A 26184-nucleotide genomic window follows, 5' to 3' on the forward strand; every position below is an offset into this window, starting at 1 on the left:
CTAAAACTCAAACTGATAGAGCAAATCCAGTGCCTGATCTACGCCAGACACGGCTTCCAGATATAGCTTAGGCATCAGGCGATAACGTAACGTGAGTGTCGCCAGTGAGTCAAATATACCCACACCATATTTCACCTGCAGACCTGGCAGTACGTATCCGCTGACGACCACCTGGGAGGAGTCGCCCACCCCCTGAGTATCCAGTGCCAGATTGCTTACGCCAAATGTCTCCCCGATTTTACCCACAACCTGACCACTTTGTGCAACCCCCAGGCCAATAAGCATGGAGGTCATCGCCGCGCTGTCGCTCTGATCGCTGCTCAGACCCTGGCCGCGCAACAGATAAGAGAGCGCTTCCTGCTGCGACATTGCCGGATCAGAGAAGATCTCAGCCTTCGGTTCATCTGCCGTTCCGGTGACGCGAACACCCGCGATCACGTCATCTTCGGTGGCTTCCGGGTTACGAATAGCTTCGATATTCAGCAACGGTTGGTCCGGCGGTCCAGAGAACAACAGTTCGCCTTTCCGCACAATCAGATCCTGACCGTAGGCGTGGAAACGGCCTTCCGGAATGTTGATCTGTCCGTTCAGCCCCAGCCCTTGCTTATCCTGCACCACGTTCAGATCGCCTGTCAGACGGGCTTTCAGACCAAACGCATTCATCCGCACGTTGTTACCCACATGCACAATCAGATTGCTGTTGATCGGGATCCCGGCGCTCTGCGGCTTCTCAGGTTGCAGGTCGTTATTGAGCATCACTTCATCGCTGGAGACGCCCACCGCGCTCTCTGGCAAGTCATGAACCACAATACGCGCCCACGGCACGTCCACCCGGCCATCGAGAGTGAACAGACTCGGCGTCGCTTCAAACACGACATCCGGAGAAACATCCAGTCGCACCATCGGCGGTACGGTGATACGTACCCTGCTGCCTTTCGCCGCCACACGCGCACGCCAGTTGTCGATCTGACTCCAGTCCGCGTCGCCGCTTAAGTTGATCTGCCCCTGCTGGGTTCGTATCACCCCGGCAAGCGTCGAGCGGGTACCGTTGAAATTCATCGCCAGTTGGCTCGGCTGCATATCAAACGGCATAAAGTTGCCGTCGATATCCAGCCCGCTTAGTTGTAGTTGCCCAAACATTTGCGGGCTCTGTACATCGCCGCCCAGACGCAGATTAGCGCTCAGCATCCCCGCCGCCTTTTCGCCGCGCGCGAAGATCGGGTTGACCATCGCCAGATTCACGTTGCGAATGTTGACGTTGCCGCCCAGGTTACGACGCCCTTGCGGATCGGTCACCTGCACCTGTCCGTCAAGCTGACCATTATTGGTCAGGCGGATCAGCCAGCCCAGTTCTGCACGATTGTTGCGCAGATCGGCTGTCACGTTCAGGGTATCGAACGCCAGCGGCAGCGGCGCATCGTTCACCGTCTGCGTCACCTTCACGTTACGCCCGGAGAGCGTAACATTACCCTGCGGCAGCCCTTCTTTGGTGGTGTCCCACGAAACGTCCGCTTTGCCAGTAAATACACCACTGGCCTGCGTCGCCTCCGGCATAAACGGTTTCAGCATCGCCAGATCAAAGCGGTTAAGATTCACTACCGCCCGCCCTTCGGCACCCGCATCGATGGTTTGCGGCACGCACAGTTCAGCATTCGGATTTGCCCAGCAGTGCGGCCCGATACTGATTTTCTGCTCTTTGTTACGATAGTCCAGCGCGATGGGGCGCGTCAGGGTCAGCGACCCAACCGGCGTCTGGAAACGGGTATTGCTCAGCGATCCTTTCCAGCGCTCTTCTTTACGATCAAAACTCCCCGCCAGATCGAGCTGGCCGGAGACCGGCTCGCCCTGAACACGTAATTGCAACTCGTGCTGCTTCTCGCTGCCTTTGGCGTTCAGGGTCACAAGGTTGATGTTCACGTCGGGCTGCGAAATACGTTCAACCCGTACACTGAGGTTACCGGCAATCTGATCCGTCGATTTGATATCGCCTTCCACGCGCACCTGCGCCACGGACAGTTCCTGCCAGCGCAGCCCGCGGGCGGTGATATCCGCCAGCAGTTGCGGAGCGTCGACGGTACCGCGCACCTTGACCAACCCTTTTGCCGTACCACCGAGTCCCGGCAGCGCGTTGTCCAGTCCCGGCGCGTCGATAGTCGCATCCAGATTGAGATCTTTCACGCCCAGCTCGCCTTTCACATCGGCGCTGTTTGGTCCCAGTTCCAGATGCAGGCCCGGAATGGCCCACTGCAAATAGCTGTTGCCTTTCAGCGATCCGTTGACGTTAACCTTGTTCTGCTTAACGTTCCCGGTCAGTTTCAGCTCCGGCACGTCCATCTGCCAGGTGCCGCCATACAGGCTGCCCCGGGTTTTGATCAGGCCATTGAGCTTCGACGGCCAGTCCGGAATCTCTTTCGCGGTGTTGATGCCGTCCAGCGTCAACTCGCCTCGCCAGCTGATCGCCTGTTGCCAGTCCACCAGCGCTTTCAGCTCGGTTTTCCCTTCCAGCGCCGCCACGCTGAGTTTATCGAGATTAATTTGCTGTTCGTTGCCTTTCGCATCAAGGGTAATGGTCGCCGACGGGATATCCTGCCCTTTCACCGCCGTACGCATCGACAGCGTGTAGTCCGTCATCTTGCCGGTGAGCTTGAGCTTGATATCGTCGGCCTGGAACTGTTTGTCGCCGGTAAAGGGCCAGTAAATCTGCTTACTGACCACCTCCAGATTCAGCGGTAACCCGGCTTCCGCCAGACGCGTCTGGGCACGCAGATCCATGTCCACCGGCCCGGAAAGGTTAACACCCACTTCCAGTTGTTCACGCAGCGCCCCACCCACCTTCAGCTTCACCTTCTCGCCTTTCAGCGGATCGACGTTCAGCGTGCTGTTCAGGGTGATGTCTACCGGCCAGTTATTGGTCAACTGGGCCGTACCGCTGGCATTCACCGTACCCTGACTGGAGTCGATATCGAGCGCATCGAGCTTCATGTTGCCGTCGATGCTGCTTACTTTCAGCAGCAGGTTATACACCGTCAGGTCAGTATCACCGGTGATACGCAGTTGTTCGCCTTTAAACGCTTCAATATTGAGATTGAGCGGCAGATGAACGTCCGTCATCTCCGGCAGAACCGGCTGCGAAAACAGATCTTTCAGCGTTTCACCAAGCGGTTTTTCATCCGGCTGCGGGTTCTGGATCTTCGGCTCGACCACTTCTTCCTGAGCCACCTCCGCCACTTTCGGCAGCGCGATCAGCAATCCCTGTAACGACGTGGGTTTCAGGGTCAGATCCTTCTCTTGCCAGTGCAAGCCGGAGGTAAAATCCATCACCGACACGATGGTGTCATCGATTTTAATATTGACGTTATTGAGCGCCACGCGAGAAAGCGTGATCGGATACGGCGTGGAGAGATTCAGCGGCCCGTTGTCCTCTTCTTCCTCTACCTGCTCAGAAGGCGGCATTTTTTTACTGTCGATCGCCACATTGATGTCTTTGAGCGACAGATCGTTCACGCACAGGCTGCTATTCCACAGGCAATTCAGCCCGACCGCCAGATGCACTTCCCCGGCGTTAACCGCTACACCAGGCTGGTCAAAGCGGATATTTTTCAGCGACAAATCACGCCAGCCGCCGGTGACCTGACCAATTTCCAGCCCCGGTACCCAGCGATTCGCCGCATTGAAGATCAAATGCAGGCCGGTTGTTGTTCCGACCAGAAACGCCACCGTTCCCAGCAACAGCAGGATAAAAATCAGGATGCCGAGGCTTATCTTCTTCCATAAACTCATAATTCAGGCCCCAGACCGATGTAAAACTGTAAACCGTGTTCCTCTTTGTCGCCGACCGGCACGGCAAAATCGAGCTTGATCGGCCCGACCGGAGACTGCCAGCGTACCCCCACCCCGGCGCCGGTTTTGAAATCGCTTTTGCGGATATCACTGACCGCTTCACCGCTATCGACAAACATCGCCCCCCACCATTTACCGGTCACGTTGTACTGGTATTCCAGCGATCCGGTCACCAGCTTCGAGGCCCCTTTCAGATCGCCGTTGCTGTACTCTGGTGAGATGGATTTATATTTGTAGCCACGAATACTGCGGTCGCCCCCGGCGAAGAAACGCAGATCCGGCGGCACTTTGTCGAAATCACCGGTTTCGATCCAGCCAAGATTGCCGCGCATCACGAAGCGATGACGATCGTACAGGGAACGGATCCAGACGTTTTGCGCCTGAAAGACCGAGAAGTCGACATCAGAGCCCCAGGCGGTGTTGGAATAATCAATAGAGTAACGCTGGGAATCGCCCCAGGTGGGCATCAGTCCGCCGCGCGAACGGGTTCGGCTGATCATCACGCCGGGATAGAGCAGCATGGTAGTGTTCGTCACCTGCCCCTGCGTAAAGTGGTCGAGACTCCAGCGCAGGTTAATGGCGCGCTGCCAGCCGCTGGAAAGGTCCCAGTAGCGGGAAACCGCAAGCGTGGTGGAGTCCTGTTCGGTATCGTTGAGATCGGTACGCTTAAAGCCGCCTTGTACCAGATAGTACTGCTCCAGCGGGTTCTTCAGCAGCGGCATTTTGTAGCTGAAATCCAGTTGCTGTTCAGGCGATGAGATACTGGCGCTGGTCGTCAGGCTGTGACCGTAGGAGTTCATCCACGGTTTTTTCCACGTGGTCTTCACACGCGGCCCCACGTCGGTGGAATACCCCACCCCGGTCTCAATGGTGTTTTCCGTTCGCGGTGAAACCACACCCTTCAGCGGCAGTACTTTGGTTTTTCGCGCTTTGTCGAATTCGGGCGCCACAACCACGGAATTAAACCAGCCAGTCGCCGAGAGTCGACGGTTCAGCTCGCCGAGATCTTTTGACTCGTATGCATCCCCTTCTTTAAAGGGCACCAGATTTTGCAGATACTCCTCGCGGATCTGCGAACCTTCAAAGGAGACGTGACCAAAGCGATAACGTTCACCACTGTCGTAATCGATATCCCAGAACGCCTGATGGCGATCAAGCGCAATACCCAACTGGCTCTTATTAAATTCGCTGTCGAAATACCCTTTACGTAGCGCCACGCTGGTGAGGGATTTTTTAAAGCTGTCATAATCCCCATGATCGAGCACCGTACCGATTGCCGGACGCGTTTTCAGCAGATCCAGGTAATCTCTGTCGGTACGCGCGCCGCCGCGTAAAATGACTTCTGTTCCGCCAATGCGCACCGGTTCACCGGGTGTCACTTTGGCTACCAGCACCTGACGCCCTTTCGCCGGAGGCGGACGCAGATCGAAATCGATGGTCGGTTCATAATAACCGAGCGCCTTCAGCCCTTCGCGGATAGCGTCATCCACGCGCGCGCGAAAACGCCGATCCGGCGTGACTTCATCACTCTGGATAGTTGAGAGTTGTGCCCGGACGTTTTTCTCCAGTTCTCCTGATAGCCCTTCGACCTGTAGACGGACGTTCGCGGCAAAAGCAGAACTACTCAAACACAGCAGGCTCACCCAACATAACTGACGGATATGTGGCACTTTTTCTCCTGAAATCCCTTATTTCCACCCCTGGAAAAAAATCATAACGCCGCTCCACGGCTTAACAAAAACCCAACAATTGGGGTTGAAAAACAGACGACACCCCAAATATTTCTTATGTTTACTGTAGACGTATTCGTAACGGTTATTGTGTGCAAATACGCGTCTTGTTACAACCTTAACCCCAATTACTGATTTTCGGGAGAACGGCACCATGAGTTTATTTGATAAAAAGCATCTGATTTCACCGTCAGATGCCCTCCCTGGGCGCAATACCCCGATGCCCGTGGCGACGCTGCATGCCGTCAACGAACACTCGATGACAAATGTCCCCGAAGGGATGGAAATCGCCATTTTCGCCATGGGCTGTTTCTGGGGCGTGGAGCGGTTGTTCTGGCAACTGCCTGGCGTTTACAGCACCGCGGCAGGATACACCGGTGGCTATACGCCCAACCCCACCTACCGGGAAGTCTGCTCCGGTGAAACGGGCCACGCCGAAGCGGTGCGCGTGGTGTACGACCCGGCGGTCATCAGTTATGAGCAATTGCTGCAGGTGTTCTGGGAAAACCACGATCCGGCACAGGGCATGCAGCAGGGCAATGACCACGGCACTCAGTATCGTTCGGCTATCTATCCGCTGACGCCGGAACAGGACAGCGCCGCGCGCGCAAGCCTGGAGCGTTTCCAGGCCGCCATGCGCGCAGCGGGCGACGACCGTCCTATCACCACCGAAATCAGCAACGCGACGCCGTTCTATTACGCTGAGGAAGACCATCAGCAGTATCTGCACAAAAACCCGTACGGCTACTGCGGTATCGGCGGGATTGGCGTCTGTTTACCGCCTGGAACAAAATAGAGATTATCAGGGTCCTGAGGGCCCCTTTCTTTTTCATCAGTCCCGTAAGCGATAATTAATGGCATTCTCTCCATGAGCCATCGCCAGCCGCGTTTCAGATAAACAAATAGACAAAACTAATAGTTAATAACTATTTTCAATACTCTACATACCATTTGAACCAACAGATTGTTCACTTCCCCTACAAAGCAATAACTAAAAAATAACTATATGTTTATTAGCTATTGCAATTAATCATTCGTTGCCATCATGCCTCGTGCACCAGGCCCGATTACCCCTTGAACGTCTGTATGATGGGCTCATCCAACATCGTAGATAACAAATCTAAAATTTTAACACCTCGCTGCAAAATTGTAATAATCAAGTAAACCAACCATATAGCAATAATAATTTTATCCAAAATTAGATTATAATCTCCTTGAATGGTTTACATAGAATGTCATAATTTAATTTTCAAACAGAAACACTTAATTACAAAACTTCAAGTGAGCATGGGATTTTTCCATATTGCCACCCATAGATACACCATATGGAAATAACATACGATCACGATATCACTTATATATTATTCTATGGAGCCAGGCTATGAATAGAAAATTAATATTAATATCAGCAATGGTATTATCATCAGTTGCCATCGGTAATGCGCATGCTGCGTTGACGGATGATCAGGGAACTGTACATTTCCAGGGGAAAATTATTAATCCGCCCTGTGAAGTATCAACAGATTCAAAGACGGTAAACGTGACTTTCACGCCTATGGTCGCAACTACCTTTGCCGCTATCGGCTCTGAAAATCCGCAAACCCAGGACGTAGTGATTAATCTGAAATCCTGTCCAGCCGATACCACCATCAACCTGACGTTCTCTGGTGCGACTGCCACGACCAGCGATCAGCTGAAAGCAATGACAGGTTCGGATGCCACGGGTGTCGGTATTGTCATGTATGGAACTGGCAGTGCAGCCAGTACAAAAGTTGTTTTTGACAACAAGCCGGATGCGGCCTTTGCACAAACCACGCCAGCCGGTGAAGCCAGTGACCTGGCGTTTAATTATAAGGCTAAAGTTGTTGCAACTGTCACGCCAGCGGATATCAAAGGTGGCGATTTCACGGCAGATACAACCTATACCATTTCCTATCCTTAATGATAAAAGCGTAGAGAAGGCATATTGAATGATATGCCTTTCTGGCTTGCCTTATGATTTGTGAATGATGAAAAAATTAATACGTAATTCCTTTTTGTTAACATCTATATTAACGTGCGCGCCAGCGATTTCAGGTGTGCAGGTTGGCGCAACCCGTATTGTGTACCCATCCAATAGTGATGAGGTTCAGTTGACTGTTCAAAGTAAAAACACATCAACGAATCATCTGGTTCAGGCATGGGTAAGTAATATAGACGATCAAGGTGATGCGCCTTTTATTGCTACCCCCCCTCTTATGAAGCTTGGAGCAGGCCAGGAAACTATTTTCCATTTTATTTATGCCAAAAAAGGAGCTGAACTTCCTAAAGACAGGGAGTCCGTATTCTGGGCTAATATTAAATTTATCGCCAGCACGCCTGAAAACATGCGCGATCAGAGTAAATTGCAGATTGCATCCAGAACGCGCATTAAGCTTTTTTATCGCCCGACATCTCTTAAGGATAACGAGGCTTTTAGCGCCTACGAAAAAATTAATTTTTCAAGGCAGGGTAATGCACTGAATATAACCAATCCAACCCCTTTTTATGTGACATTTAATTCTATTACTGTTGATGGCAAACCTGTCACTGCCCCAAAAGATACCTTAACAGCCATGACAATGATGGTGGCACCGTATGGGCATATTTCACTGCCCGCAGCATTAAAAGCGAATTCAGTGATCAAATGGAACGCTATTAGCGATTACGGCAGCGCCACACCGAGTAAAGAATCTGTATTAAAATAAGGTTGTATAGAATGGCCAGAGGCGATATAAGCAGTCAAAATCGTTCGGAAAGGTTTGCTTATTCTGCATTAGCCTTAGCGGTAATGCTCTTGAGCACTTATGCCGTTGCGGAAGACCAGTTTAATCTGAACGCCTTAAGCCATGATACGCCACTCGCCGACAGCAATATCCTGCAAAAGTATATTGCCGATAACGAAATGCTGGAAGGCAGTTTTTTATCAACTATTTATTTTAATTCTAATTATGTAGAGAAAAAAGAAATCAACTACAAACTCTCTACAGATAGAAACCGACTTGTTCCTGCTCTCACCAAAGCAGATTTACGTCGTTACGGTGTCAACGTTGATGTGCTCTCAGGCTTTCAAAAAGTGAAGGACGAAGACACCATTGGGAATATTGGGCAATATATAGACGGTGCCAGTTATACCTATAGCGAGAAAACGCAGCGTCTGGATATCCGCGTACCACAGATAGCCTTAAATCAGGAAGCGAAAGACGCGGTCTCACCCGAATTATGGGATGATGGCTTACCTGCCCTCCTGTTAGGCTACTATTATAGTGGATCACAGTTGTACGCCCGAAACAGTAGCGACGGAAATACAAACAGTAATTTTTTAAGTTTAAACTCGGGTGCTAATCTTGGCGGATGGCGGCTGCGCAATGTATCGAACTATTCCGGCGAAAAGTGGGACGAGCTTTCAACAACGTTGACGCATGATATTAAAACGTTGCGCAGCCAATTTTTAGCCGGGGACAGCAGCACACCTTCGGACATTTTTGATAGCATTCAGTTTCGCGGCGTCAGAGTCTATTCTGATTCCACTATGCATCCTTATAGCGAGCAAGGATTTGCGCCGCTGATTCGTGGTATCGCGCACAGTGATGCTAAAGTCACCATCAAACAAAATGGCTATAAAATTTACGAAACCTACGTCGCTCCTGGCACGTTTGAAATTCGGGATATTAATCAGGTTTCATCCGGGAGTGACTTCGACGTTATCGTGACCGAAGTTGACGGCAGCGAACATACTTTTACCCAATCGTCTTCCTCCTTACCGGTCATGCTGCGTAGTGGCAGTTATAGTTATAGCGTGGCCTACGGCAAATATCAGAGCAATGATGTTTCCGACGCGCCTGATTTCGGCCAGGCTCAGCTTATTTATGGTATGCCATGGGGAATGACTGTCTATGGTGGGCTGATTGGTGCCGATATATATCAGTCTGCTGCTCTGGGTATTGGTATGGATTTGCACGCTGTGGGCTCAATTTCTTTTGATGCCACTCAGGCCAAAAGCCAGCTTAATGATGATCAAAATGAAACCGGTATGTCATACCGTCTTCAGTATGCGAAAAACATAGATGCGACTAACACTAACCTGACTATCGCCAGTTATCGCTATTCTTCTGCAAATTTTTACACTTTTGCGGAAACACTTAACCATCGAGACTCAGCGGATATAGCCGATGATATGTACTCCTACAGAGATCTCTATAACCGCCGGAGCCGTGCACAAATCAACATCAGTCAAGCATTGGGAGAATGGGGTAGCTTATATCTGTCGGCTTATCAGCAGGATTACTGGAAACTGAATAAGTCTGAGCGTAATTTCACGTTAGGCTATAACGTGATGCTCAATAATGTTTCGTACTCATTTAACGCGTCACAAACGCAGATGCCCACCAGCCAAACGGATACGCAATATTTATTAACCATTGGTATTCCATTGGATAAATGGTTGCCGCAAACCTGGGCGACTTATGCACTTAACTCTTCACAGCAAGGCAATGCGGGACACCAGCTTGGTATTAATGGCATTGCGCTGAAAGACAATAACTTAACTTACAATATACAACAGTCATACTCAGAGCAGAACAACGCAACAAGCGGCAGCATGAATGCCGCTTATCGCGGCTCATCCGGTACACTGAGCGGTGGTTACAGTTATGATAATAATAGTCAGCGCGTGAATTACAGTGCACAGGGCGGCATAATCGCTCATCCTTTTGGTGTAACCTTAGCGCAAACCTTACCGGAAACCATGACATTAGTTCGCGCACCCGGTGCCGCAAATATTAACGTCAGCGGCGCATCAGGTATTTATACGGATAAACGTGGTTATGCCGTAGTTCCTTACAGTAATCCCTATCGGCAAAACACTATATCGCTGAATACCAGTGGCAGTAGAAATAGTGATATTAGCGATCCGGTAAAAACTGTCGTACCGACTCGTGGTGCAGTGGCTCTCGCGGATTATAAAGTGCGCAGCGGAGCACGTGTGCTTTTTACATTGCTGCACGGTAATAGTACTGTTCCCTTTGGCGCTCTGGTCTCAACCCCGCAAGAGGAAGAGAACCCAACCAGCCTCGTCGACGATCACGGTCAGGTTTATATCACCGGTGTCTCCAAAGGGATGAAACTGGTGGCCCTATGGGGAAATGGCAGTGATCATACTTGTGAGACGCACGTCCCCTCATTATCCGAAAGCGCTGACAGCGAAGCGACCGTAATGCGCCTCTCGCTGGAATGCCATTAATATTGCCAGGTGACAAGATGCGAAATAAAGAATGAGTCCGTGCTGCCGTGATAACGTCTCTTTCTCCTCATGGAGATACCACAACACCGGTACGCGTCCGATATTAATGTTACCTGTCTGAAAATGATCCGTACCAGCATAAAATTTAATAGTACGACGATAAATGGAAAATACACTATGCTTCATTTAGATAATGTTGATATACCCTCCTCTGCTCAAGGGGACGGTATTCAAATCCCATCCAATATCCAACCTGTTTATTTCATTGGACAATATGATTTATTAACTCACATAACAACACAAGTGACCTTGTCCTGTCAGGCCTGTTTAATAGGCTTAACCGCGCTATTAAGACCGTAGATGTCAACGCAACGGCGACATTCGATATGATTTAGCGTTACTACTTTACGGATTAATTATGATTTCACGTTTTATACTGACCTGGATACTGCGTATTTTCTTTAGTGTCTGTGCAATATCTTTATCCTGCTCAGCAGGGGCAGATTGTACCCTGAGGAACGGTACAAGTACCGTTTTACAGCAAATCAATATACCTGCATTAAGGTTGAATTATACTAACCCGGCAGATACTATTCTTTGGGAAAGCCCCGTTATCACTGCCTCCACTATGGCGGATATCTATTGTTATACTGATCAAGTGGTTGAATCAGGCTATCAATCAGCAAAGACACCGGTAAGTGACATTTCTACTTCCTATGTTTATGAAACGAACAATCCTGGCATTGGTATAAAAATCCTGGCCGGTCAGGATATGTCCAATTTAATCCCCATGGCCTGGCCGCATGGGACTGAGCAAGCTAAGGCGAGTTACGCTTACAAGCAACAAAATTACTTTAAAGTTCAATTAATTGCTACCGGGTCACGAATTACTACCGGTGTCCTGAATTTAACTAATTACAGCGTTGAACGTGTGTTTGGCTCTGCCCGTCAGTATTTAATGTCCTTTAATCCAACCTCGGTGTTCGTGCAATCTGTTGGCTGTGATATTGAAACCAAAGATATTACCGTCCCATTAACAGGATCACAGGGGATTGCTATCACATCACTTCCTCGTTCCGGCAACACCACCTCTCCCGTAAGCTTTGATATTGTTCTTAATTGCGAACAGGGCACGAATGTGAACATAAAATTTGACGGCACCACCACCGACGGTCAAAAAAAGACGTTGGCGTTGGATAATCCTAATCAGAGTTCCTCCGCTCGCGGTGTTGGCGTACAAGTGATGTATAACTACCAGCCCGTCACCTTCGGAAAAGAGGTTTATTTACTGAGCAATGCAGATTCAATGACGATTATCTTGCCTTTTCAGGCGTGGCTGATTCGTCTGAGCGATGCCATCAAGGCCGGAGACGTCAACGCAACGGCGACATTTGATATGATTTATCGCTGATGGTTTTCTCACTTGCCAACAGAAAGAGATCGACATTTACCCACCGCTAGCGGCCTGCCCCGCCCTTACGCTATACTAGCCCCTGAACTTACCGGCTCACCTCCACGGGCCGGTTTTCATTAAGTTTTACCACATGGATTTATCAACTTCCCTTCCGAGGATCTGGCGTGACGCCGGATAAGATATGTTAAACAGTATTTTCATTATTCTTTGCCTGATCGCTGTGAGTGCGTTCTTCTCGATATCCGAGATCTCACTTGCTGCCTCACGTAAAATTAAGCTCAAACTGCTGGCCGATGAAGGCAATCTCAATGCGCAACGCGTGTTGAAAATGCAGGAAAACCCGGGGATGTTCTTCACGGTGGTGCAAATCGGTCTGAACGCGGTCGCCATTCTTGGCGGTATCGTCGGTGACGCCGCATTTTCCCCCGCTTTTAACTCGTTATTCTCTCGCTATATGTCGCCGGAACTCTCTGAGCAGTTGAGCTTTATTCTCTCCTTCTCGCTGGTCACCGGTATGTTTATCCTCTTCGCGGACTTAACCCCGAAACGCATCGGTATGATTGCACCAGAAGCTGTGGCTTTGCGTATCATCAACCCGATGCGCTTCTGTCTGTTCGTTTTCACGCCGCTGGTGTGGTTCTTCAACGGGTTGGCGAACGTGATCTTTCGCATCTTCAAATTGCCGATGGTGCGCAAGGATGACATCACGTCTGATGATATTTATGCGGTAGTGGAAGCTGGCGCGCTCGCAGGCGTATTGCGTAAACAGGAACATGAGCTGATTGAGAACGTGTTTGAGCTGGAGTCGCGCACTGTGCCGTCATCGATGACGTCGCGTGAAAACGTGATCTGGTTCGATCTGCATGAAGACGAGCAGAGCCTGAAAAACAAAGTGGCGGAACATCCGCACTCCAAGTTCCTTGTCTGTAACGAAGACATTGACCACATCATTGGTTACGTTGACTCGAAAGATTTACTGAATCGTGTTCTGGCGAATCAGAGCATGGCGCTGAACAGCGGCGTGCAGATCCGCAACACCCTGATTGTTCCGGATACGCTGACTCTTTCTGAAGCGCTGGAAAGCTTCAAAACCGCCGGTGAAGACTTTGCGGTGATCATGAACGAATACGCGCTGGTCGTGGGGATCATCACGTTGAATGATGTGATGACCACGCTAATGGGCGATCTGGTCGGCCAGGGTCTGGAAGAGCAGATTGTGGCGCGCGACGAGAACTCCTGGCTGATTGACGGCGGTACGCCGATCGATGACGTGATGCGCGTGCTGGATATCGACGAGTTCCCGCAATCAGGTAACTACGAAACGATTGGCGGCTTTATGATGTTCATGCTGCGTAAAATCCCGAAACGGACCGATTCCGTGAAGTTCTCGGGCTACAAATTCGAAGTGGTGGATATCGATAACTACCGTATCGATCAGTTGCTGGTGACCCGCCTGGACAGTAAACCAAGCGTACTGGTGCCGAAACTGCCGGACGTTCAGGGAGACGTTAAAGCGTAGTATTCGCTTATTCTGCCTGCTCCAGAAACATCAACGGCTCCCAATGGGAGCCGTTTTTTAAACTACTGCATAGCACTTTGGTTAAGCCATCTCAGTTTGCAGACGCAGAACCTGACGGTTAACTTCGGACATCACAGACAGATGCTGTTTATCCTTCACTTTTGGGATAAGAATCTTGCCCTTATCAAACTCAAAAGCGCCAACGTCCTTGATATATAACCGTCCACGGAACAGGATCTTCACGTACTTCGCCACTTGCAGTGGGTTGTACCGTTGGAAAATTTTCATTGTTATCTCCTGCTTAAGTCACGCCCTTGTGGTCCCACAATCGGTCCAACCGTTCTAAGGCGCAAAATTTAATGCCATTTGACTATAGACTATCTGTACGATGTTTCCAGCGCGTATAAGTTTATTTACCTTTTCATTACAGTTAATCAGAATCATCTCTGAATCAGGGTGCGGTCCTCAGTATAAGCCTTCGTTTTTCGCAGGATTTGTGCGCCCGTCCGCAAACTGGCATCACTCTTGCGGGAAAAAGCATCATTCGCACATATGATTAAAAATCAGACCCAAGTGGTCGGATCACCTGCAAACAATAAGAAGGAAACACCATGACCTTACGTAAGATTCTCGCGCTGGCGTGCCTGTTAGCGCCAATGATGGCCTCCGCGCATAGCTTCGAAACGGGCCAGCGCGTCCCGCCGGTAGGGATTGCGGATCGCGGCGAATTGATTCTTGAAAATGATAAGTTCAGCTATAAAAGCTGGAACAGCGCACAGTTGCCCGGGAAGGTGCGAATCCTTCAGCACATCGCCGGACGCACCTCTGCGAAAGAAAAAAATGCGACGCTGATTGAAGCGATCAAAGCAGCAAAACTGCCCCATGACGTTTACCAGACCACGACGATCGTCAACACTGACGACGCGATTCCTGGCTCCGGTATGTTTGTGCGCAGCAGCCTCGAGAGCAATAAGAAGCTCTACCCGTGGTCGCAGTTTATTGTCGACAGCAACGGCGTGGCCCGTAAAGCCTGGCAACTGGATGAAGAGAGCTCTGCTATCGCGGTGCTTGATAAAGACGGTCGCGTACAGTGGGCAAAAGACGGGGCGCTCACCCAGGAAGAGGTGCAGCAGGTGATTACCCTGCTGCATAAGTTACTCAATAAATAGAGACCCGAAAGCCGGGGTTGAGGAACGACTCACGCGGGGTGTAGTCCAGCGGTTTACCCTGCCAGTCGTGAACGTGCGCCCCGGCTGCCGCCGCGACAGCATGGCCCGCAGCGGTGTCCCAGACGTTGGTCGGTCCAAAGCGCGGGTACAGTTGCGCCTGTCCCTCCGCGACCAGGCAGAACTTCAGCGACGAACCAATCGACGTCGTCTGGTGCTCGCCCAACTGTTGTAAATATTCTTTCAGTTCGTTGTCTGCGTGGGAGCGGCTAATCACTACCAGTGGCGGACGCGCGTCACGGACCTGAATTTGCTTGCGCACATTGCACTCTTCTTTCCAGGCTTTGCCGTCCGCCGCGCTGTACATCACTTTCATCACCGGCGCGTAGACCACGCCCAGTACCGGTTTGCCCTTCTCGATAAGCGCAATATTTACGGTAAACTCGCCGTTGCGTTTGATGAACTCTTTGGTGCCATCCAGCGGATCGACTAACCAGTAGCGCTGCCAGTGCCGACGCACGTCCCAGGCTGGTGGGTCCTCTTCGGAGAGCACTGGAATATCTGGCGTCAATTGCGTCAACCCTTCAAGAATCACCGCGTGCGCCGCGATATCGGCCGCTGTCACCGGGGAGTCGTCCGGCTTGCTGGTAATCTCCATCGGTTTGACTCCATCATAAACCTGCATAATGGCATCGCCCGCGTTCCGTGCAAGCTGGCATACGTGTTCTAGCATTCTCCACCTCATTTGTGGCAGTGGTCTTAACTCATTGTTTTACTTATACCCGATCAAAAGCGAATCCGCCAACTGTGATAGTGTCTGCGGTTTTGCTTGCTAAACTGATGCATGCTTCACAGTTCTGTAAGCAAGAAGATATAAATACATTTTTTACTGTGTTTCAGATCTTAAAAGGATGCCCTCTGATGATTAAGTTTAGTGCAACGCTTCTGGCCACGCTGATCGCGGCCAGCGTGAATGCCGCGACCGTTGATCTACGGATAATGGAAACCACTGATTTGCATAGCAACATGATGGATTTCGATTATTACAAAGATACCGCAACCGAAAAATTCGGACTGGTACGCACCGCAAGCCTGATTAACGCCGCGCGCGATGAAGCCAAAAACAGCGTGCTGGTCGACAATGGCGATCTGATTCAGGGCAGTCCGCTGGGCGATTATATGGCGGCAAAGGGACTGAAAAAAGGCGAGATCCATCCGGTCTACAAAGCGCTGAATACACTGGATTACGCGGTTGGTAACCTCGGTAACCATGAGTTCAACTACGGGCTGGAATATCTGCAAAAAGCGCTGGCAGGCGCGTCATTCCCTTACGTTAACGCCAATATCATCGACGTTAAGACCAAAAAGCCGTTGTTTACCCCTTATCTTATTAAAGAGACGGATGTCGTCGATCAGGAAGGCCATAAGCAGACGCTGAAAATCGGCTATATCGGGTTTGTCCCTCCGCAGATCATGACCTGGGATAAAGCGAACCTGAGCGGCAAAGTGACGGTTAACGACATTACCGAAACCGCACGTCGCTATGTCCCAGAAATGCGTGAAAAAGGGGCCGATGTGGTGGTGGTGATCGCGCATTCAGGACTCTCTGCTGACCCGTACCAGAGCATGGCCGAGAACTCGGTTTATTATCTCAGTGAAGTGCCCGGCGTGGATGCCATTATGTTTGGTCATGCCCACGCGGTCTTCCCCGGTAAAGACTTTGCCAACATCAAAGGCGCGGATATCGCAAAAGGGACGCTGAACGGCGTGCCGGCGGTGATGCCAGGCATGTGGGGCGATCATCTGGGCGTGGTGGATCTGGTGCTCAATAACGACAGCGGCAAATGGCAGATAACGCAGGCCAAAGCCGAAGCGCGCCCCATTTACGACACCGCTGCGAAGAAATCACTCGCTGCCGAAGACAGCAAACTGGCGGAGATTCTGAAAGCCGACCACGACGCGACCCGCGAATTTGTCAGCCAGCCGATCGGCAAATCCGCAGATAACATGTACAGCTATCTGGCGCTGGTGCAGGACGATCCGACCGTTCAGGTGGTCAATAACGCACAGAAAGCCTATGTCGAACATTTCATTCAGGGCGATCCGGATCTGGCGAAACTGCCGGTGCTTTCCGCCGCCGCTCCGTTTAAAGTTGGCGGACGCAAGAACGATCCGGCCAGTTTTGTCGAAGTCGAAAAAGGCCCGTTGACCTTCCGCAATGCCGCTGACCTTTACCTGTACCCGAATACCCTGGTGGTCGTTAAAGCCAGTGGTAAAGAGGTGAAAGAGTGGCTGGAATGCTCAGCCGGACAGTTTAATCAGATCGATGTCACCAGTAGCAAACCGCAGTCGCTCATCAACTGGGATGGGTTTCGTACCTATAACTTCGATGTGATCGACGGCGTGGAATACCAGATTGATGTCTCACAGCCCGCACGCTATGACGGTGAATGCCAGACGGTAAATCCGTCCGCAGAAAGGATTAAAAATCTGACCTTCAACGGCAAGCCGATTGACCCGAATGCCACTTTCCTGGTCGCTACCAATAACTATCGCGCCTATGGCGGTAAATTTGCCGGAACCGGCGACAGCCATATTGCCTTTGCGTCACCGGATGAGAATCGCTCGGTGCTGGCGGCATGGATTGGCGCGGAATCTCAACGCGCCGGGGAAATTCATCCGGCGGCCGATAACAACTGGCGTCTGGCACCAATTCACAGTGAGAAAAAACTGGATATCCGCTTCGAAACCTCGCCGGGGGATAAAGCCGCTGCGTTTATCAAAGAGAAAGGCCAGTACCCGATGCAAAAAGTGGCGACCGATGAGATCGGTTTCGCAATTTATCAGATGGATTTAAGCAAGTAACGTTAATGCCGGATGACATCCCGCCATCCGGCAACGTTTTACGCCGCCCGTTCTTCCCGTTGTGCTAACACCTGCGGCAAATTCAGCTCAATCCAGTCCGCCAGCGCGGCGACTTTATCACTGACCTGCTCGCCCAGCGGAGTCAAACTGTATTCCACGTGCGGCGGCACGACCGGATACGAAACCCGGTTGATAAACCCATCCTGCTCCAGCGCCTGCAACGACTGCGCCAGCATCTTCTCGCTCACGCCGCCCATTTTACGCCGCAAATCGCTGAAGCGATGTGTGCCGTCACGTAGCGCCACCAGGATCAAGACGCCCCAGCGACTGGTCACATGCTTTAACACCTCACGCGACGGACACTGCTCGGCAAACAAATTGCCGTCGCGCAGTTGTTGAGAAAGAGTCGATGCACTCATCTTTATACTTACCTTTTTGTACGTACTTACTAAAAGTAAGTTTAGGTGCTAGCTTTATAAAACACAAGCGACACATTAAGAAGGAGTCACCTCATGATTGCTATTACCGGCGCGACGGGCCAACTGGGCCAACACGTTATTGAGAACCTACTGAAAACCGTTCCTGCCAGCCAGATTGTGGCCATCGTTCGCAACCCGGCGAAGGCCACCGCGTTAAGCCAACAGGGAATTACCGTACGTCAGGCGGATTACAGTGACGAAGCGGCATTTACCCATGCGTTACAGGGTGTGGACAAGCTGCTGTTGATCTCTTCCAGCGAAGTCGGCCAGCGTGCCGTTCAGCACCGTAACGTGATTAATGCGGCAAAGGCGGCGAAAGTGAAATTTATCGCCTACACCAGCCTGTTGCATGCCGACCGCTCTCCCCTCGCTTTGCACGTTGAACACGTCGATACCGAGAAGATGCTGGCTGACTCCGGTATTGCCTACGCGCTGTTGCGTAACGGCTGGTATACCGAAAACTATCTCGCCAGCGCCCCTGCTGCGCTGGAGCATGGCGTATTTATCGGCGCGGCGGGCGAGGGCAGAATTGCCAGTGCAACGCGTGCGGATTACGCCGCTGCCGCCGCACAGGTCATCAGCACCGAAGGCCATGCCGGGAAAGTGTATGAACTGGCGGGTGATGAATCCTGGACACTAAGCCAGCTGGCCGCAGAACTGAGTAAACAGAGTGGCAAACCTGTCGTTTATCAGAACATGAGCGAAGCCGATTTCGCCGCCGCGCTGAAAGGGGTCGGTTTGCCAGCAGGACTGGCGGAGATGCTGGCCGATTCAGACATCGGGGCATCCAAAGGCGGTCTGTTCGATGACAGCCACACGCTGAGCAAGCTGATCGGTCGCCCGACCACGTCGCTGGCCGAAAGCGTCAACGGTATTCTGTAAGTGTTAAAAATCGGTTAATTATGGTGGCATCCCCGCGCATCCTCTCTGATAATGACAGGACGATGCGTGGGGAGAGACAACGTGCAAGGTGTACCCGAGCAGTTTAGCGATGAAAAAGACAGCGCCCGCTTTCGCCATCTGGCGCAGGTGCCTGGCGTTGAGTTGTATCACGCGCATATTTCACGCTACGCCTTTGAGCCACACACCCACGAAGCGTTCGGCATTGGCGCGATAGAAGCTGGTGCCGAGCGCTTTCGCTATCGTGGCACGCAGTACGTTGCCCCAGCCCACTCGGTCGTGACGATGAATCCGGATGAGCTGCATACCGGCGAGGCCGAAACCGCCGACGGTTGGCGTTACCGGATGATCTATCTGGAGCCCGATCTGCTGGAAGAGGTGACCGGCATTCGTCACTGGTGGTTTCACGACGTCACACGTCACGATCCGCGCCGCTCCCGTCAGATTTGTTCGCTGATCCACGGACTGTGGCACACCGACGATCCTTTAGCGCAAAAAGGATTGTTGCTGGATCTGATCGACACCTTCCAGCCGCTGGCACGTCATGCCCCGTTGCCACGGGAAGGCGCGCATCGCTTTGAGCGCGTGCGCGACTATTTGCATGACAACTACATGCGCCCGGTCACCCTCGATGAACTGGCACGTGTTGCCTCGCTTAGCCCCTGGCACTTTCAACGTCAGTTCAAAGGCCATTTCCACGTGACGCCACACCAGATGCTGATGGCGATCCGTCTGTGGCGGGCAAAAGGTTTTCTGACTCTCGGTATGCCCGCTGCGGACGTTGCCGCCGCGACCGGCCTGACCGATCAATCCCATCTCACCCGCGCCTTTACCCATCGCTACGGCATCACTCCCGTGCGCTATCAAAAGCAGGTTTATTCGCGCTAATGCGCAAGCTCATACAATACGCGCCCCGGTTCCCTGCCTACACTTTTCGTCATGTTTAACGATGTGGATGTAAAGCATGATTAGCGGTGTGTTGTACGCCCTGCTGGCAGGGTTGATGTGGGGACTGATTTTTGTCGGACCGTTGATCGTGCCGGAATATCCGGCGGTGCTGCAGTCGATGGGGCGTTATCTGGCATTAGGCTTGATTGCCCTGCCGCTGACATGGCTCGGACGTGTGCGCCTGCGGCAGCTTTCGGCGAAAGACTGGCTGACCGCGCTGGCGCTGACCATGATGGGCAACCTGATTTATTACGTCTGCCTTGCCAGCGCCATTCAGCGCACCGGCGCACCAGTCTCAACGATGATCATCGGCACGCTGCCGGTCGTCATTCCGGTATTTGCCAACCTGCTGTACAGCCAGCGCGATGGCAGGCTCTCCTGGCTACGGCTGGCCCCAGCACTGCTGCTGATAGGCATCGGATTGCTGTGCGTGAACATTGCGGAACTCAACCAGGGCTTGCCTGATTTTAGCGGCTGGCGCTACGGTTCTGGCATCGCGTTGGCGCTGGTATCAGTGGTGTGCTGGGCCTGGTATGCGCTGCGTAATGCCCGCTGGCTGCGGGAGAACCCGGAAAAACACCCGATGATGTGGGCGACGGCGCAGGCGCTGGTAACCCTGCCCGTTTCGCTGCTGGGCTACCTCGTCGCCTGCTTCTGGCTGCATGGGAAAATGCCCGACTTCGCCCTGCCGTTCGGCCCGCGCCCTGCGGTGTTTGTAGGCCTAATGGTGGCGATTGCGGTGCTGTGCTCATGGGTAGGCGCGCTGTGCTGGAACATTGCCAGCCAGCGATTACCGACGGTGATCCTCGGCCCATTGATCGTGTTCGAAACGCTGGCGGGTTTGCTCTACACCTTCATCTTGCGCCAGACCCTTCCCCCTGTGCTGACGCTCAGCGGTATTGCTTTGCTGGTTATCGGCGTGGTGGTGGCAGTCAGAGCAAAACCGGAAAAACCACGCGTCATTCCGCTTTCAGAGCCAGGCCGTTAATCCGTCCCCCCTCGAAAGGGTTATAGCGCCCGATTAAAGATGCATTTAAAATACACCTTATATTATTGAGAATGAGGTAACGGCTATGGCTTATCGCGATCAACCTTTAGGTGAACTGGCGCTCTCTATCCCTCGCGCGTCGGCCCTGTTTCGTAAGTACGATATGGATTACTGCTGCGGCGGTAAGCAGACGCTGGCGCGTGCTGCCGCCCGTAAAGAGCTGGACGTTGATGCTATCGAAGCGCAACTGGCACAACTGGCAGAACAACCGATCGATAAAGACTGGCGTACCGCGCCGCTGGTCGAAATTATCGACCACATCATCGTGCGTTATCACGACAGACACCGCGAGCAACTGCCGGAACTGATCCTGCAAGCCACCAAAGTTGAACGCGTTCATGCTGATAAGCCCAACGTACCAAAAGGTCTGGCGAAGTATCTGACCATGCTGCATCAGGAGCTTTCAAGCCACATGATGAAAGAGGAGCAGATCCTGTTCCCGATGATCAAACAGGGCATGGGTAGCCAGGCGATGGGGCCGATCAGCGTCATGGAAAGTGAGCATGATGAAGCGGGGGAACTGCTGGAAGTGATTAAACATACCACCCAGAACGTGACGATCCCGCCAGAAGCGTGCACCACCTGGAAAGCGATGTACAACGGCATCAATGAGATGATTGATGATCTGATGGAACACATCAGTCTGGAAAATAATGTGTTGTTCCCGCGTGCCCTCGCAGGCGAATAAAAAAGGCGCCCGAGAGCGCCCTGATTCATGTAATTGCAGAGCCGCGTCGCGGCTCTTTTTTTAACGAACGCCTGCCATCCGCTTCTTACCAATCAGCCACCAGCCCAGACCCAGCGCAATGAACCACAGCGGCGTGACGAGCAGCGCCTGACGGGTATCATCTTCTAGCGTCAGCAGTACCAGCACGAAGACGAAGAACGCCATGCACACCCAGCACATCAGCTTGCCAAGCGGCATTTTGTAGATTGACTTCTCATGCAGATGTGGACGCTGTTTGCGATACACCAGGTATGAGCACAGGATGATAGTCCAGACGAACATAAACAAGATCGCCGACACTGTCGTGATCATGGTGAACGCGCCAATCACGCTTGGGTTGACATACAGCATCACGACTCCGCCCAGCAGGCAGATACAGGAGAAGGTCAGCCCTTTCGCCGGAACCGCGCGTTTAGACAGCTTAGCGAATGCTTTCGGTGCCACGCCTTCCTGCGCCAGACCAAACAGCATACGGCTGGTAGAGAACACGCCACTGTTTGCAGAGGAAGCAGCGGACGTCAGGACCACGAAGTTAATCACGCTCGCAGCGGCAGGCAGACCCACCAGCACGAACAACTCAACGAACGGACTCTTATCCGGCACCACTGAACTCCACGGCGTTACGGACATGATGACGATCAGCGCAAAGACGTAAAACATGATGATACGAATCGGAATCGAGTTAATGGCGCGCGGCAGCGATTTCTCCGGATCTTTCGTTTCCGCCGCCGTCGTCCCGACCAGTTCGATCCCGACAAAGGCGAACACGGCAATCTGGAAACCGGCAAAGAAGCCGCTAATGCCTTTCGGGAACCAGCCGCCATCATTCCACAGGTGAGCAAACGACGCTTCCACACCGGTTGGCGACTGGAAGTGCATGGCAATCATCACCAGGCCGACGATAATCAGCGACACGATAGCGACGATTTTGATCATCGCGAACCAGAACTCCATCTCACCGAACATTTTCACGGTGGCAAGGTTAAGGCTCAGCAGCAGGATCACTACCGCCAGCGAGGCGACCCAGTCGGAAAGACCGGGGAACCAGAACTGCGCGTAGGCCGTAATAGCGACGACATCCGCCATCCCGGTCACCACCCAACAGAACCAGTAGGTCCAGCCGGTGAAATAACCTGCCCACGGTCCCAGCAGATCCGAAGCAAAGTCGCTAAAAGATTTGTATTCCAGATTCGAGAGCAGCAATTCTCCCATTGCGCGCATCACGAAAAAAAGCATAAAACCAATGATCATATAAACAAAAATGATCGACGGCCCGGCGAGACTGATCGTTTTACCCGACCCCATAAACAGGCCCGTACCAATGGCACCGCCGATGGCGATAAGCTGAATATGTCGGTTTGTAAGATTGCGCCGTAGCGACTGTTCAGTCGGAGCCTGTTCGTCGGCGGCGACTTTTACCTGATCTACCATATTTTATTCTTCCTGTACCTGTCTGTGTTGTGCGGGCTCTGCGGCCTTTAATGCGTCTGTTGTGCATCTATGATACGACGATCCTGTTTTCAGGACTTATCGATATTAGGTAAGAATCGGCGGGATGAATACTAAGATTTAGATATTATGTTAATTATATGTTTAAAGTGAGTGTCATATCACTCTGGTAACGCGAATTAGCTCACAAAAATACACGCAACTGATGCATTTGCAAGATAAAACTCCGATACCCAGCAATCTGGCAGCGTTATTGCGCATTTTTCGTCCCCCTCCGGCGTGGAGGGGGAACAGAAGTGACTAGTTACAGAATTTCCAGCAGTTCGACGTCGAACACCAGGGTGCTGAATGGCGGGATCGACGCACCGGCGCCACGTTCGCCGTAAGCCAGTTCCTGAGGAATGGTCAGTTCCCATTTAGAGCCAACCGGCATCAGGGTCAGCGCTTCAATCCAGCCAGGAATCACGCCGTTTACCGGGAATTCAGCCGGTTCGCCGCGCGCAACAGAGCTGTCAAAGACGGTACCGTCGATCAGTTTACCGGTGTAGTGCACACGAACGCGGTCAGTACGAGCCGGGATAGCGCCTTCGCCCTGAGTCAGGACGCGGAATTGCAGACCAGATTCCGTGCTGTTCACACCGTCTTTCTCACGGTTTTCTTCCAGATATTTCACGCCATCTGCGGCCATCGCCTGGAAGCGTTCGCGACGTACGGCATCCGCACGTTCATGGATCTCGCGCAGCGCGCGGTGTACCACATCAACCGGCACGGCTGGCTGCTTGCCTTCCAGCGCGTCAGCAATACCGGCAACCAGCGCTTCAGGCAACAGCCCTTCCAGTCCGGATTCGCTCAGTTGCTGTCCTACCTGCAAACCAATGCCGTAGCTTGCTTGCGCTTCGATAGTGTCAAAAGTCGGGGTTGCCATCGTATTTCCTTTCATCGGATATAAAAAAGTAGCGGGCAGCATAACAGCCAGGCTTCTCCCGGTAAAATGTTGTCTCGGGGTGGATGACAAATCACGACGAAAAAGAAACAATAGGGATATCCCCCTGTATATGTGCCAAAAACGGGGAATATCACGAACATCATAGCGTTAGCTGTCTATACTCTATGATTGAGGAACGAGACGCGGAGCAGGAGGAAAGCCATGCCCGGGCGCTTTGAATTAAAACCAACCCTGGCGAAAATCTGGCATGCACCGGACAATTTTCGCATTATGGATCCGCTTCCGTCTATGCATCGCCGCGGCATTATCATTGCAGCGATTGTGCTGGTCGTCGGTTTCCTTCTCCCCTCAAGCGACACGAACGATACGCCAGCGGTAACCCGTAACGCGCAACTGGATCTCCAGTGGCAGTCTCAACCCCCGACGGAAGCGCAGCTTCAGGCCCAGCTTGTGGCCCCGCAAAACGATCCAGGCCAAGTCGCTCCCGTTGCGCCGGAACCCATTCAGGAAGGGCAACCGGAAGAGCAACCTCAGTCACAGCAACCGCAAACCCAGCCTTTCCAGCAGGATAGCGGCATTGAGCAGCAATGGCGCTCCTATCGCGTAGAGCCCGGTAAAACCATGGCACAACTGTTCCGCGACCACGGACTGCCACCTACAGATGTTTATGCGATGGCGCAGGTTGAAGGTGCGGGGAAACCGCTAAGCACTCTCCAGAGCGGGCAGATGGTGCAAATTCGCCAGAACGCGAATGGCGTGGTGACCGGACTGACTATCGACACCGGCAACAATCAGCAGGTACTGTTTACTCGTCAACCTGACGGCAGCTTTATCCGCGTACGTTAATTCATCGTGCCGGGGTCTGCCAGGTCTGATAAGCGTAGCGCCATCAGGCACATCAGCGCCGTGCCGGATGGCGGCTTGCCCTTATCCGGCCTACCACGGCATTGGCGGCGTTACCGCTTCACCTTATTAACCCACCAGATCCCCGAGCACACCAGAACCAGCGCAATCGCGTATTTCCACTCCAGGATATTCTCACCGAGAAAAATCGCGGACAGCACCGCGCCGGAGACCGGGATCAGGAAGTTAAACGGTGCAATCATCCCCACACGGTTATACTTAAGCAAAATACTCCACAGCGCGAACGCCACTGAAGAGAGCAACGTCAGGTAACCGAGAATCGCCACCGATGCGAGACCGTGAACCGCCAGTGTGCCGCCAAAGACATAACCACCGATCACCAACACCAGCCCGCCAATCCCTAACTGATACCCCGTCATCACGGTTGGATCGACCGTCTGAGAGAGTCGCTTACCGTAAAGTGTCGCGGCGGAGAGAATAAATGCCGCCAGCACAATTGAGCCATCGCCCGCCAGGGTAAAATTAAAATCCAGCAGTCCGCTGTTGAAGTTCACCACCATCACGCCGGTAAAACCGAGAATGCATCCCAGCGTTTTGTTGTAACTCAGTTTGTCGTTCTGATAGATGAAGTGCGCCAACAGCACGCTGAAGAAGGTGCCCGTGGCATTCATGATCGATCCCTTCACGCCGGTAGTGAACGCCAGACCGATGTAAAAAAAGATGTATTGCAGCGAGGTCTGCGTCACTCCCAGCAGCGTCAATTGCCCGAACTGCCGGGAACTCAGGCGGCCAATCGGCTTACGCTGCGCTATCGCCAGCAAGAGTAACAGCAGACCTGCGAACAGGAAGCGGTAACCAGCGAAAACAATTTTGGACGGAATATCGTCAGCGGCGATCTGGAAGATCTCATAACCGCTCTTTATGGCCGGATAGGCGCTGCCCCAGAGCAGACAACAAAACGCCGCGCTCAGCCAGACAACATTTTTACGCGCAAACAAAGGTTGCGGGTGCGGAGTATCCATTCATCAC

At 52.3% G+C, this 26184-nt stretch carries 21 protein-coding genes; 13 read left to right on the plus strand and 8 right to left on the minus strand.

Annotation, left to right across the window (positions count from 1 at the left end; translation table 11 throughout):
- Nucleotides 1–3780, minus strand: a complete 3780-nt coding sequence (tamB, locus tag ACQ0PY_RS21075; protein WP_109739531.1) for an autotransporter assembly complex protein TamB — start codon at nt 3778–3780, stop codon at nt 1–3.
- Nucleotides 3777–5510: an autotransporter assembly complex protein TamA gene (gene tamA, locus ACQ0PY_RS21080; protein WP_044257203.1), complete on the minus strand. Its 1734-nt coding sequence runs from the start codon at nt 5508–5510 to the stop codon at nt 3777–3779. The genes tamB and tamA overlap by 4 nt, the downstream gene beginning before the upstream one ends.
- A 214-nt stretch (nt 5511–5724) precedes the next feature.
- On the opposite strand from tamA, the gene msrA reads away from it, so the two are divergent.
- The 6 genes from msrA to paeA all read left to right on the plus strand — a co-directional run bounded on the left by msrA (nt 5725) and on the right by paeA (nt 13763).
- Complete coding sequence (msrA, locus tag ACQ0PY_RS21085) at nt 5725–6366, plus strand: peptide-methionine (S)-S-oxide reductase MsrA (RefSeq protein WP_042999206.1); 642 nt, start codon at nt 5725–5727, stop codon at nt 6364–6366.
- A 585-nt stretch (nt 6367–6951) separates the two neighbouring features.
- On the plus strand, nt 6952–7512 hold the full coding sequence (locus ACQ0PY_RS21090; protein ID WP_109739532.1) for a fimbrial protein: 561 nt from the start codon (nt 6952–6954) through the stop codon (nt 7510–7512).
- A gap of 64 nt (nt 7513–7576) precedes the next feature.
- Nucleotides 7577–8296, plus strand: a complete 720-nt coding sequence (locus ACQ0PY_RS21095; RefSeq protein WP_051642297.1) for a fimbrial biogenesis chaperone — start codon at nt 7577–7579, stop codon at nt 8294–8296.
- An 11-nt stretch (nt 8297–8307) separates the two neighbouring features.
- Nucleotides 8308–10830 (plus strand): fimbria/pilus outer membrane usher protein, encoded by a 2523-nt coding sequence (locus ACQ0PY_RS21100; protein ID WP_044257205.1) that lies wholly within the window; start codon nt 8308–8310, stop codon nt 10828–10830.
- Between the two features lie 418 nt (nt 10831–11248).
- Complete coding sequence (locus ACQ0PY_RS21105) at nt 11249–12241, plus strand: fimbrial protein (protein ID WP_109739533.1); 993 nt, start codon at nt 11249–11251, stop codon at nt 12239–12241.
- 184 nt (nt 12242–12425) lie between these two features.
- Nucleotides 12426–13763, plus strand: coding sequence for a polyamine export protein PaeA (paeA, locus tag ACQ0PY_RS21110; RefSeq protein ID WP_042999204.1), 1338 nt, complete (start codon nt 12426–12428; stop codon nt 13761–13763).
- Between the two features lie 81 nt (nt 13764–13844).
- On the opposite strand, the gene ACQ0PY_RS21115 is transcribed toward paeA, so the two are convergent.
- Nucleotides 13845–14051 (minus strand): DUF1107 domain-containing protein, encoded by a 207-nt coding sequence (locus ACQ0PY_RS21115; RefSeq protein WP_004857160.1) that lies wholly within the window; start codon nt 14049–14051, stop codon nt 13845–13847.
- A 323-nt stretch (nt 14052–14374) separates the two neighbouring features.
- Here ACQ0PY_RS21115 and ACQ0PY_RS21120 point away from each other — a divergent pair, with 323 nt between their 5' ends.
- The gene (locus tag ACQ0PY_RS21120) at nt 14375–14932 is read left to right on the plus strand and encodes a YtfJ family protein (protein WP_042999203.1); all 558 of its coding nucleotides are present in this window, start codon (nt 14375–14377) and stop codon (nt 14930–14932) included.
- Here the strand turns inward: ACQ0PY_RS21120 and cysQ are convergent.
- Nucleotides 14922–15662, minus strand: a complete 741-nt coding sequence (gene cysQ, locus ACQ0PY_RS21125) for a 3'(2'),5'-bisphosphate nucleotidase CysQ (RefSeq protein ID WP_042999202.1) — start codon at nt 15660–15662, stop codon at nt 14922–14924. The genes ACQ0PY_RS21120 and cysQ overlap by 11 nt on opposite strands.
- A gap of 188 nt (nt 15663–15850) precedes the next feature.
- Here cysQ and cpdB point away from each other — a divergent pair, with 188 nt between their 5' ends.
- Nucleotides 15851–17794, plus strand: coding sequence for a 2',3'-cyclic-nucleotide 2'-phosphodiesterase (cpdB, locus tag ACQ0PY_RS21130; protein ID WP_109739534.1), 1944 nt, complete (start codon nt 15851–15853; stop codon nt 17792–17794).
- A gap of 38 nt (nt 17795–17832) precedes the next feature.
- Here the strand turns inward: cpdB and ACQ0PY_RS21135 are convergent, their stop codons facing one another.
- Nucleotides 17833–18213 carry a winged helix-turn-helix transcriptional regulator gene (locus ACQ0PY_RS21135; protein WP_042321550.1) on the minus strand — a complete coding sequence of 127 codons (381 nt, stop codon included), beginning with the start codon at nt 18211–18213 and terminating at the stop codon, nt 17833–17835.
- A gap of 93 nt (nt 18214–18306) precedes the next feature.
- On the opposite strand from ACQ0PY_RS21135, the gene ACQ0PY_RS21140 reads away from it, so the two are divergent.
- The 4 genes from ACQ0PY_RS21140 (at nt 18307) to ytfE (ending at nt 21857) form a co-directional block, all read left to right on the plus strand.
- Nucleotides 18307–19155 carry an SDR family oxidoreductase gene (locus tag ACQ0PY_RS21140; protein WP_109739535.1) on the plus strand — a complete coding sequence of 283 codons (849 nt, stop codon included), beginning with the start codon at nt 18307–18309 and terminating at the stop codon, nt 19153–19155.
- 81 nt (nt 19156–19236) lie between these two features.
- Nucleotides 19237–20061 (plus strand): AraC family transcriptional regulator, encoded by an 825-nt coding sequence (locus ACQ0PY_RS21145; RefSeq protein ID WP_054177253.1) that lies wholly within the window; start codon nt 19237–19239, stop codon nt 20059–20061.
- Nucleotides 20062–20137: 76 nt separating this feature from the next.
- Nucleotides 20138–21109, plus strand: a complete 972-nt coding sequence (locus ACQ0PY_RS21150; protein WP_109739536.1) for a DMT family transporter — start codon at nt 20138–20140, stop codon at nt 21107–21109.
- 85 nt (nt 21110–21194) lie between these two features.
- On the plus strand, nt 21195–21857 hold the full coding sequence (gene ytfE / locus ACQ0PY_RS21155) for an iron-sulfur cluster repair protein YtfE (protein WP_042999197.1): 663 nt from the start codon (nt 21195–21197) through the stop codon (nt 21855–21857).
- A 60-nt stretch (nt 21858–21917) separates the two neighbouring features.
- Here the strand turns inward: ytfE and cycA are convergent, their stop codons facing one another.
- Complete coding sequence (gene cycA, locus ACQ0PY_RS21160; protein ID WP_042999196.1) at nt 21918–23327, minus strand: D-serine/D-alanine/glycine transporter; 1410 nt, start codon at nt 23325–23327, stop codon at nt 21918–21920.
- A gap of 322 nt (nt 23328–23649) precedes the next feature.
- A complete protein-coding gene (bamJ, locus tag ACQ0PY_RS21165) occupies nt 23650–24270 on the minus strand; it encodes a BamJ family beta-barrel-assembly machinery protein (protein WP_042999195.1) in 621 nt (206 codons plus the stop codon).
- 222 nt (nt 24271–24492) lie between these two features.
- Between bamJ and ACQ0PY_RS21170 the strand changes: the two genes are divergently transcribed.
- Nucleotides 24493–25137, plus strand: a complete 645-nt coding sequence (locus tag ACQ0PY_RS21170; protein ID WP_109739537.1) for an OapA family protein — start codon at nt 24493–24495, stop codon at nt 25135–25137.
- 110 nt (nt 25138–25247) lie between these two features.
- Here the strand turns inward: ACQ0PY_RS21170 and ACQ0PY_RS21175 are convergent, their stop codons facing one another.
- Nucleotides 25248–26177, minus strand: a complete 930-nt coding sequence (locus ACQ0PY_RS21175) for a DMT family transporter (RefSeq protein WP_042999193.1) — start codon at nt 26175–26177, stop codon at nt 25248–25250.
- Between the last annotated feature and the right edge of the window lie 7 nt (nt 26178–26184).

This window comes from Citrobacter sp. LST-B2 (assembly GCF_057983045.1).

What these genes read in the sequence shown, in the direction of transcription:
- tamB (WP_109739531.1), bottom strand. Translation starts at nt 3,780, where the DNA reads ATGAGTTTATGGAAGAAGATAAGCCTCGGCATCCTGATTTTTATCCTG.
- msrA (WP_042999206.1), top strand. Translation starts at nt 5,725, where the DNA reads ATGAGTTTATTTGATAAAAAGCATCTGATTTCACCGTCAGATGCCCTC.
- ACQ0PY_RS21090 (WP_109739532.1), top strand. Translation starts at nt 6,952, where the DNA reads ATGAATAGAAAATTAATATTAATATCAGCAATGGTATTATCATCAGTT.
- ACQ0PY_RS21095 (WP_051642297.1), top strand. Translation starts at nt 7,577, where the DNA reads ATGATGAAAAAATTAATACGTAATTCCTTTTTGTTAACATCTATATTA.
- ACQ0PY_RS21100 (WP_044257205.1), top strand. Translation starts at nt 8,308, where the DNA reads ATGGCCAGAGGCGATATAAGCAGTCAAAATCGTTCGGAAAGGTTTGCT.
- ACQ0PY_RS21105 (WP_109739533.1), top strand. Translation starts at nt 11,249, where the DNA reads ATGATTTCACGTTTTATACTGACCTGGATACTGCGTATTTTCTTTAGT.
- paeA (WP_042999204.1), top strand. Translation starts at nt 12,426, where the DNA reads ATGTTAAACAGTATTTTCATTATTCTTTGCCTGATCGCTGTGAGTGCG.
- ACQ0PY_RS21115 (WP_004857160.1), bottom strand. Translation starts at nt 14,051, where the DNA reads ATGAAAATTTTCCAACGGTACAACCCACTGCAAGTGGCGAAGTACGTG.
- ACQ0PY_RS21120 (WP_042999203.1), top strand. Translation starts at nt 14,375, where the DNA reads ATGACCTTACGTAAGATTCTCGCGCTGGCGTGCCTGTTAGCGCCAATG.
- cysQ (WP_042999202.1), bottom strand. Translation starts at nt 15,662, where the DNA reads ATGCTAGAACACGTATGCCAGCTTGCACGGAACGCGGGCGATGCCATT.
- cpdB (WP_109739534.1), top strand. Translation starts at nt 15,851, where the DNA reads ATGATTAAGTTTAGTGCAACGCTTCTGGCCACGCTGATCGCGGCCAGC.
- ACQ0PY_RS21135 (WP_042321550.1), bottom strand. Translation starts at nt 18,213, where the DNA reads ATGAGTGCATCGACTCTTTCTCAACAACTGCGCGACGGCAATTTGTTT.
- ACQ0PY_RS21140 (WP_109739535.1), top strand. Translation starts at nt 18,307, where the DNA reads ATGATTGCTATTACCGGCGCGACGGGCCAACTGGGCCAACACGTTATT.
- ACQ0PY_RS21150 (WP_109739536.1), top strand. Translation starts at nt 20,138, where the DNA reads ATGATTAGCGGTGTGTTGTACGCCCTGCTGGCAGGGTTGATGTGGGGA.
- ytfE (WP_042999197.1), top strand. Translation starts at nt 21,195, where the DNA reads ATGGCTTATCGCGATCAACCTTTAGGTGAACTGGCGCTCTCTATCCCT.
- cycA (WP_042999196.1), bottom strand. Translation starts at nt 23,327, where the DNA reads ATGGTAGATCAGGTAAAAGTCGCCGCCGACGAACAGGCTCCGACTGAA.
- bamJ (WP_042999195.1), bottom strand. Translation starts at nt 24,270, where the DNA reads ATGGCAACCCCGACTTTTGACACTATCGAAGCGCAAGCAAGCTACGGC.
- ACQ0PY_RS21170 (WP_109739537.1), top strand. Translation starts at nt 24,493, where the DNA reads ATGCCCGGGCGCTTTGAATTAAAACCAACCCTGGCGAAAATCTGGCAT.
- ACQ0PY_RS21175 (WP_042999193.1), bottom strand. Translation starts at nt 26,177, where the DNA reads ATGGATACTCCGCACCCGCAACCTTTGTTTGCGCGTAAAAATGTTGTC.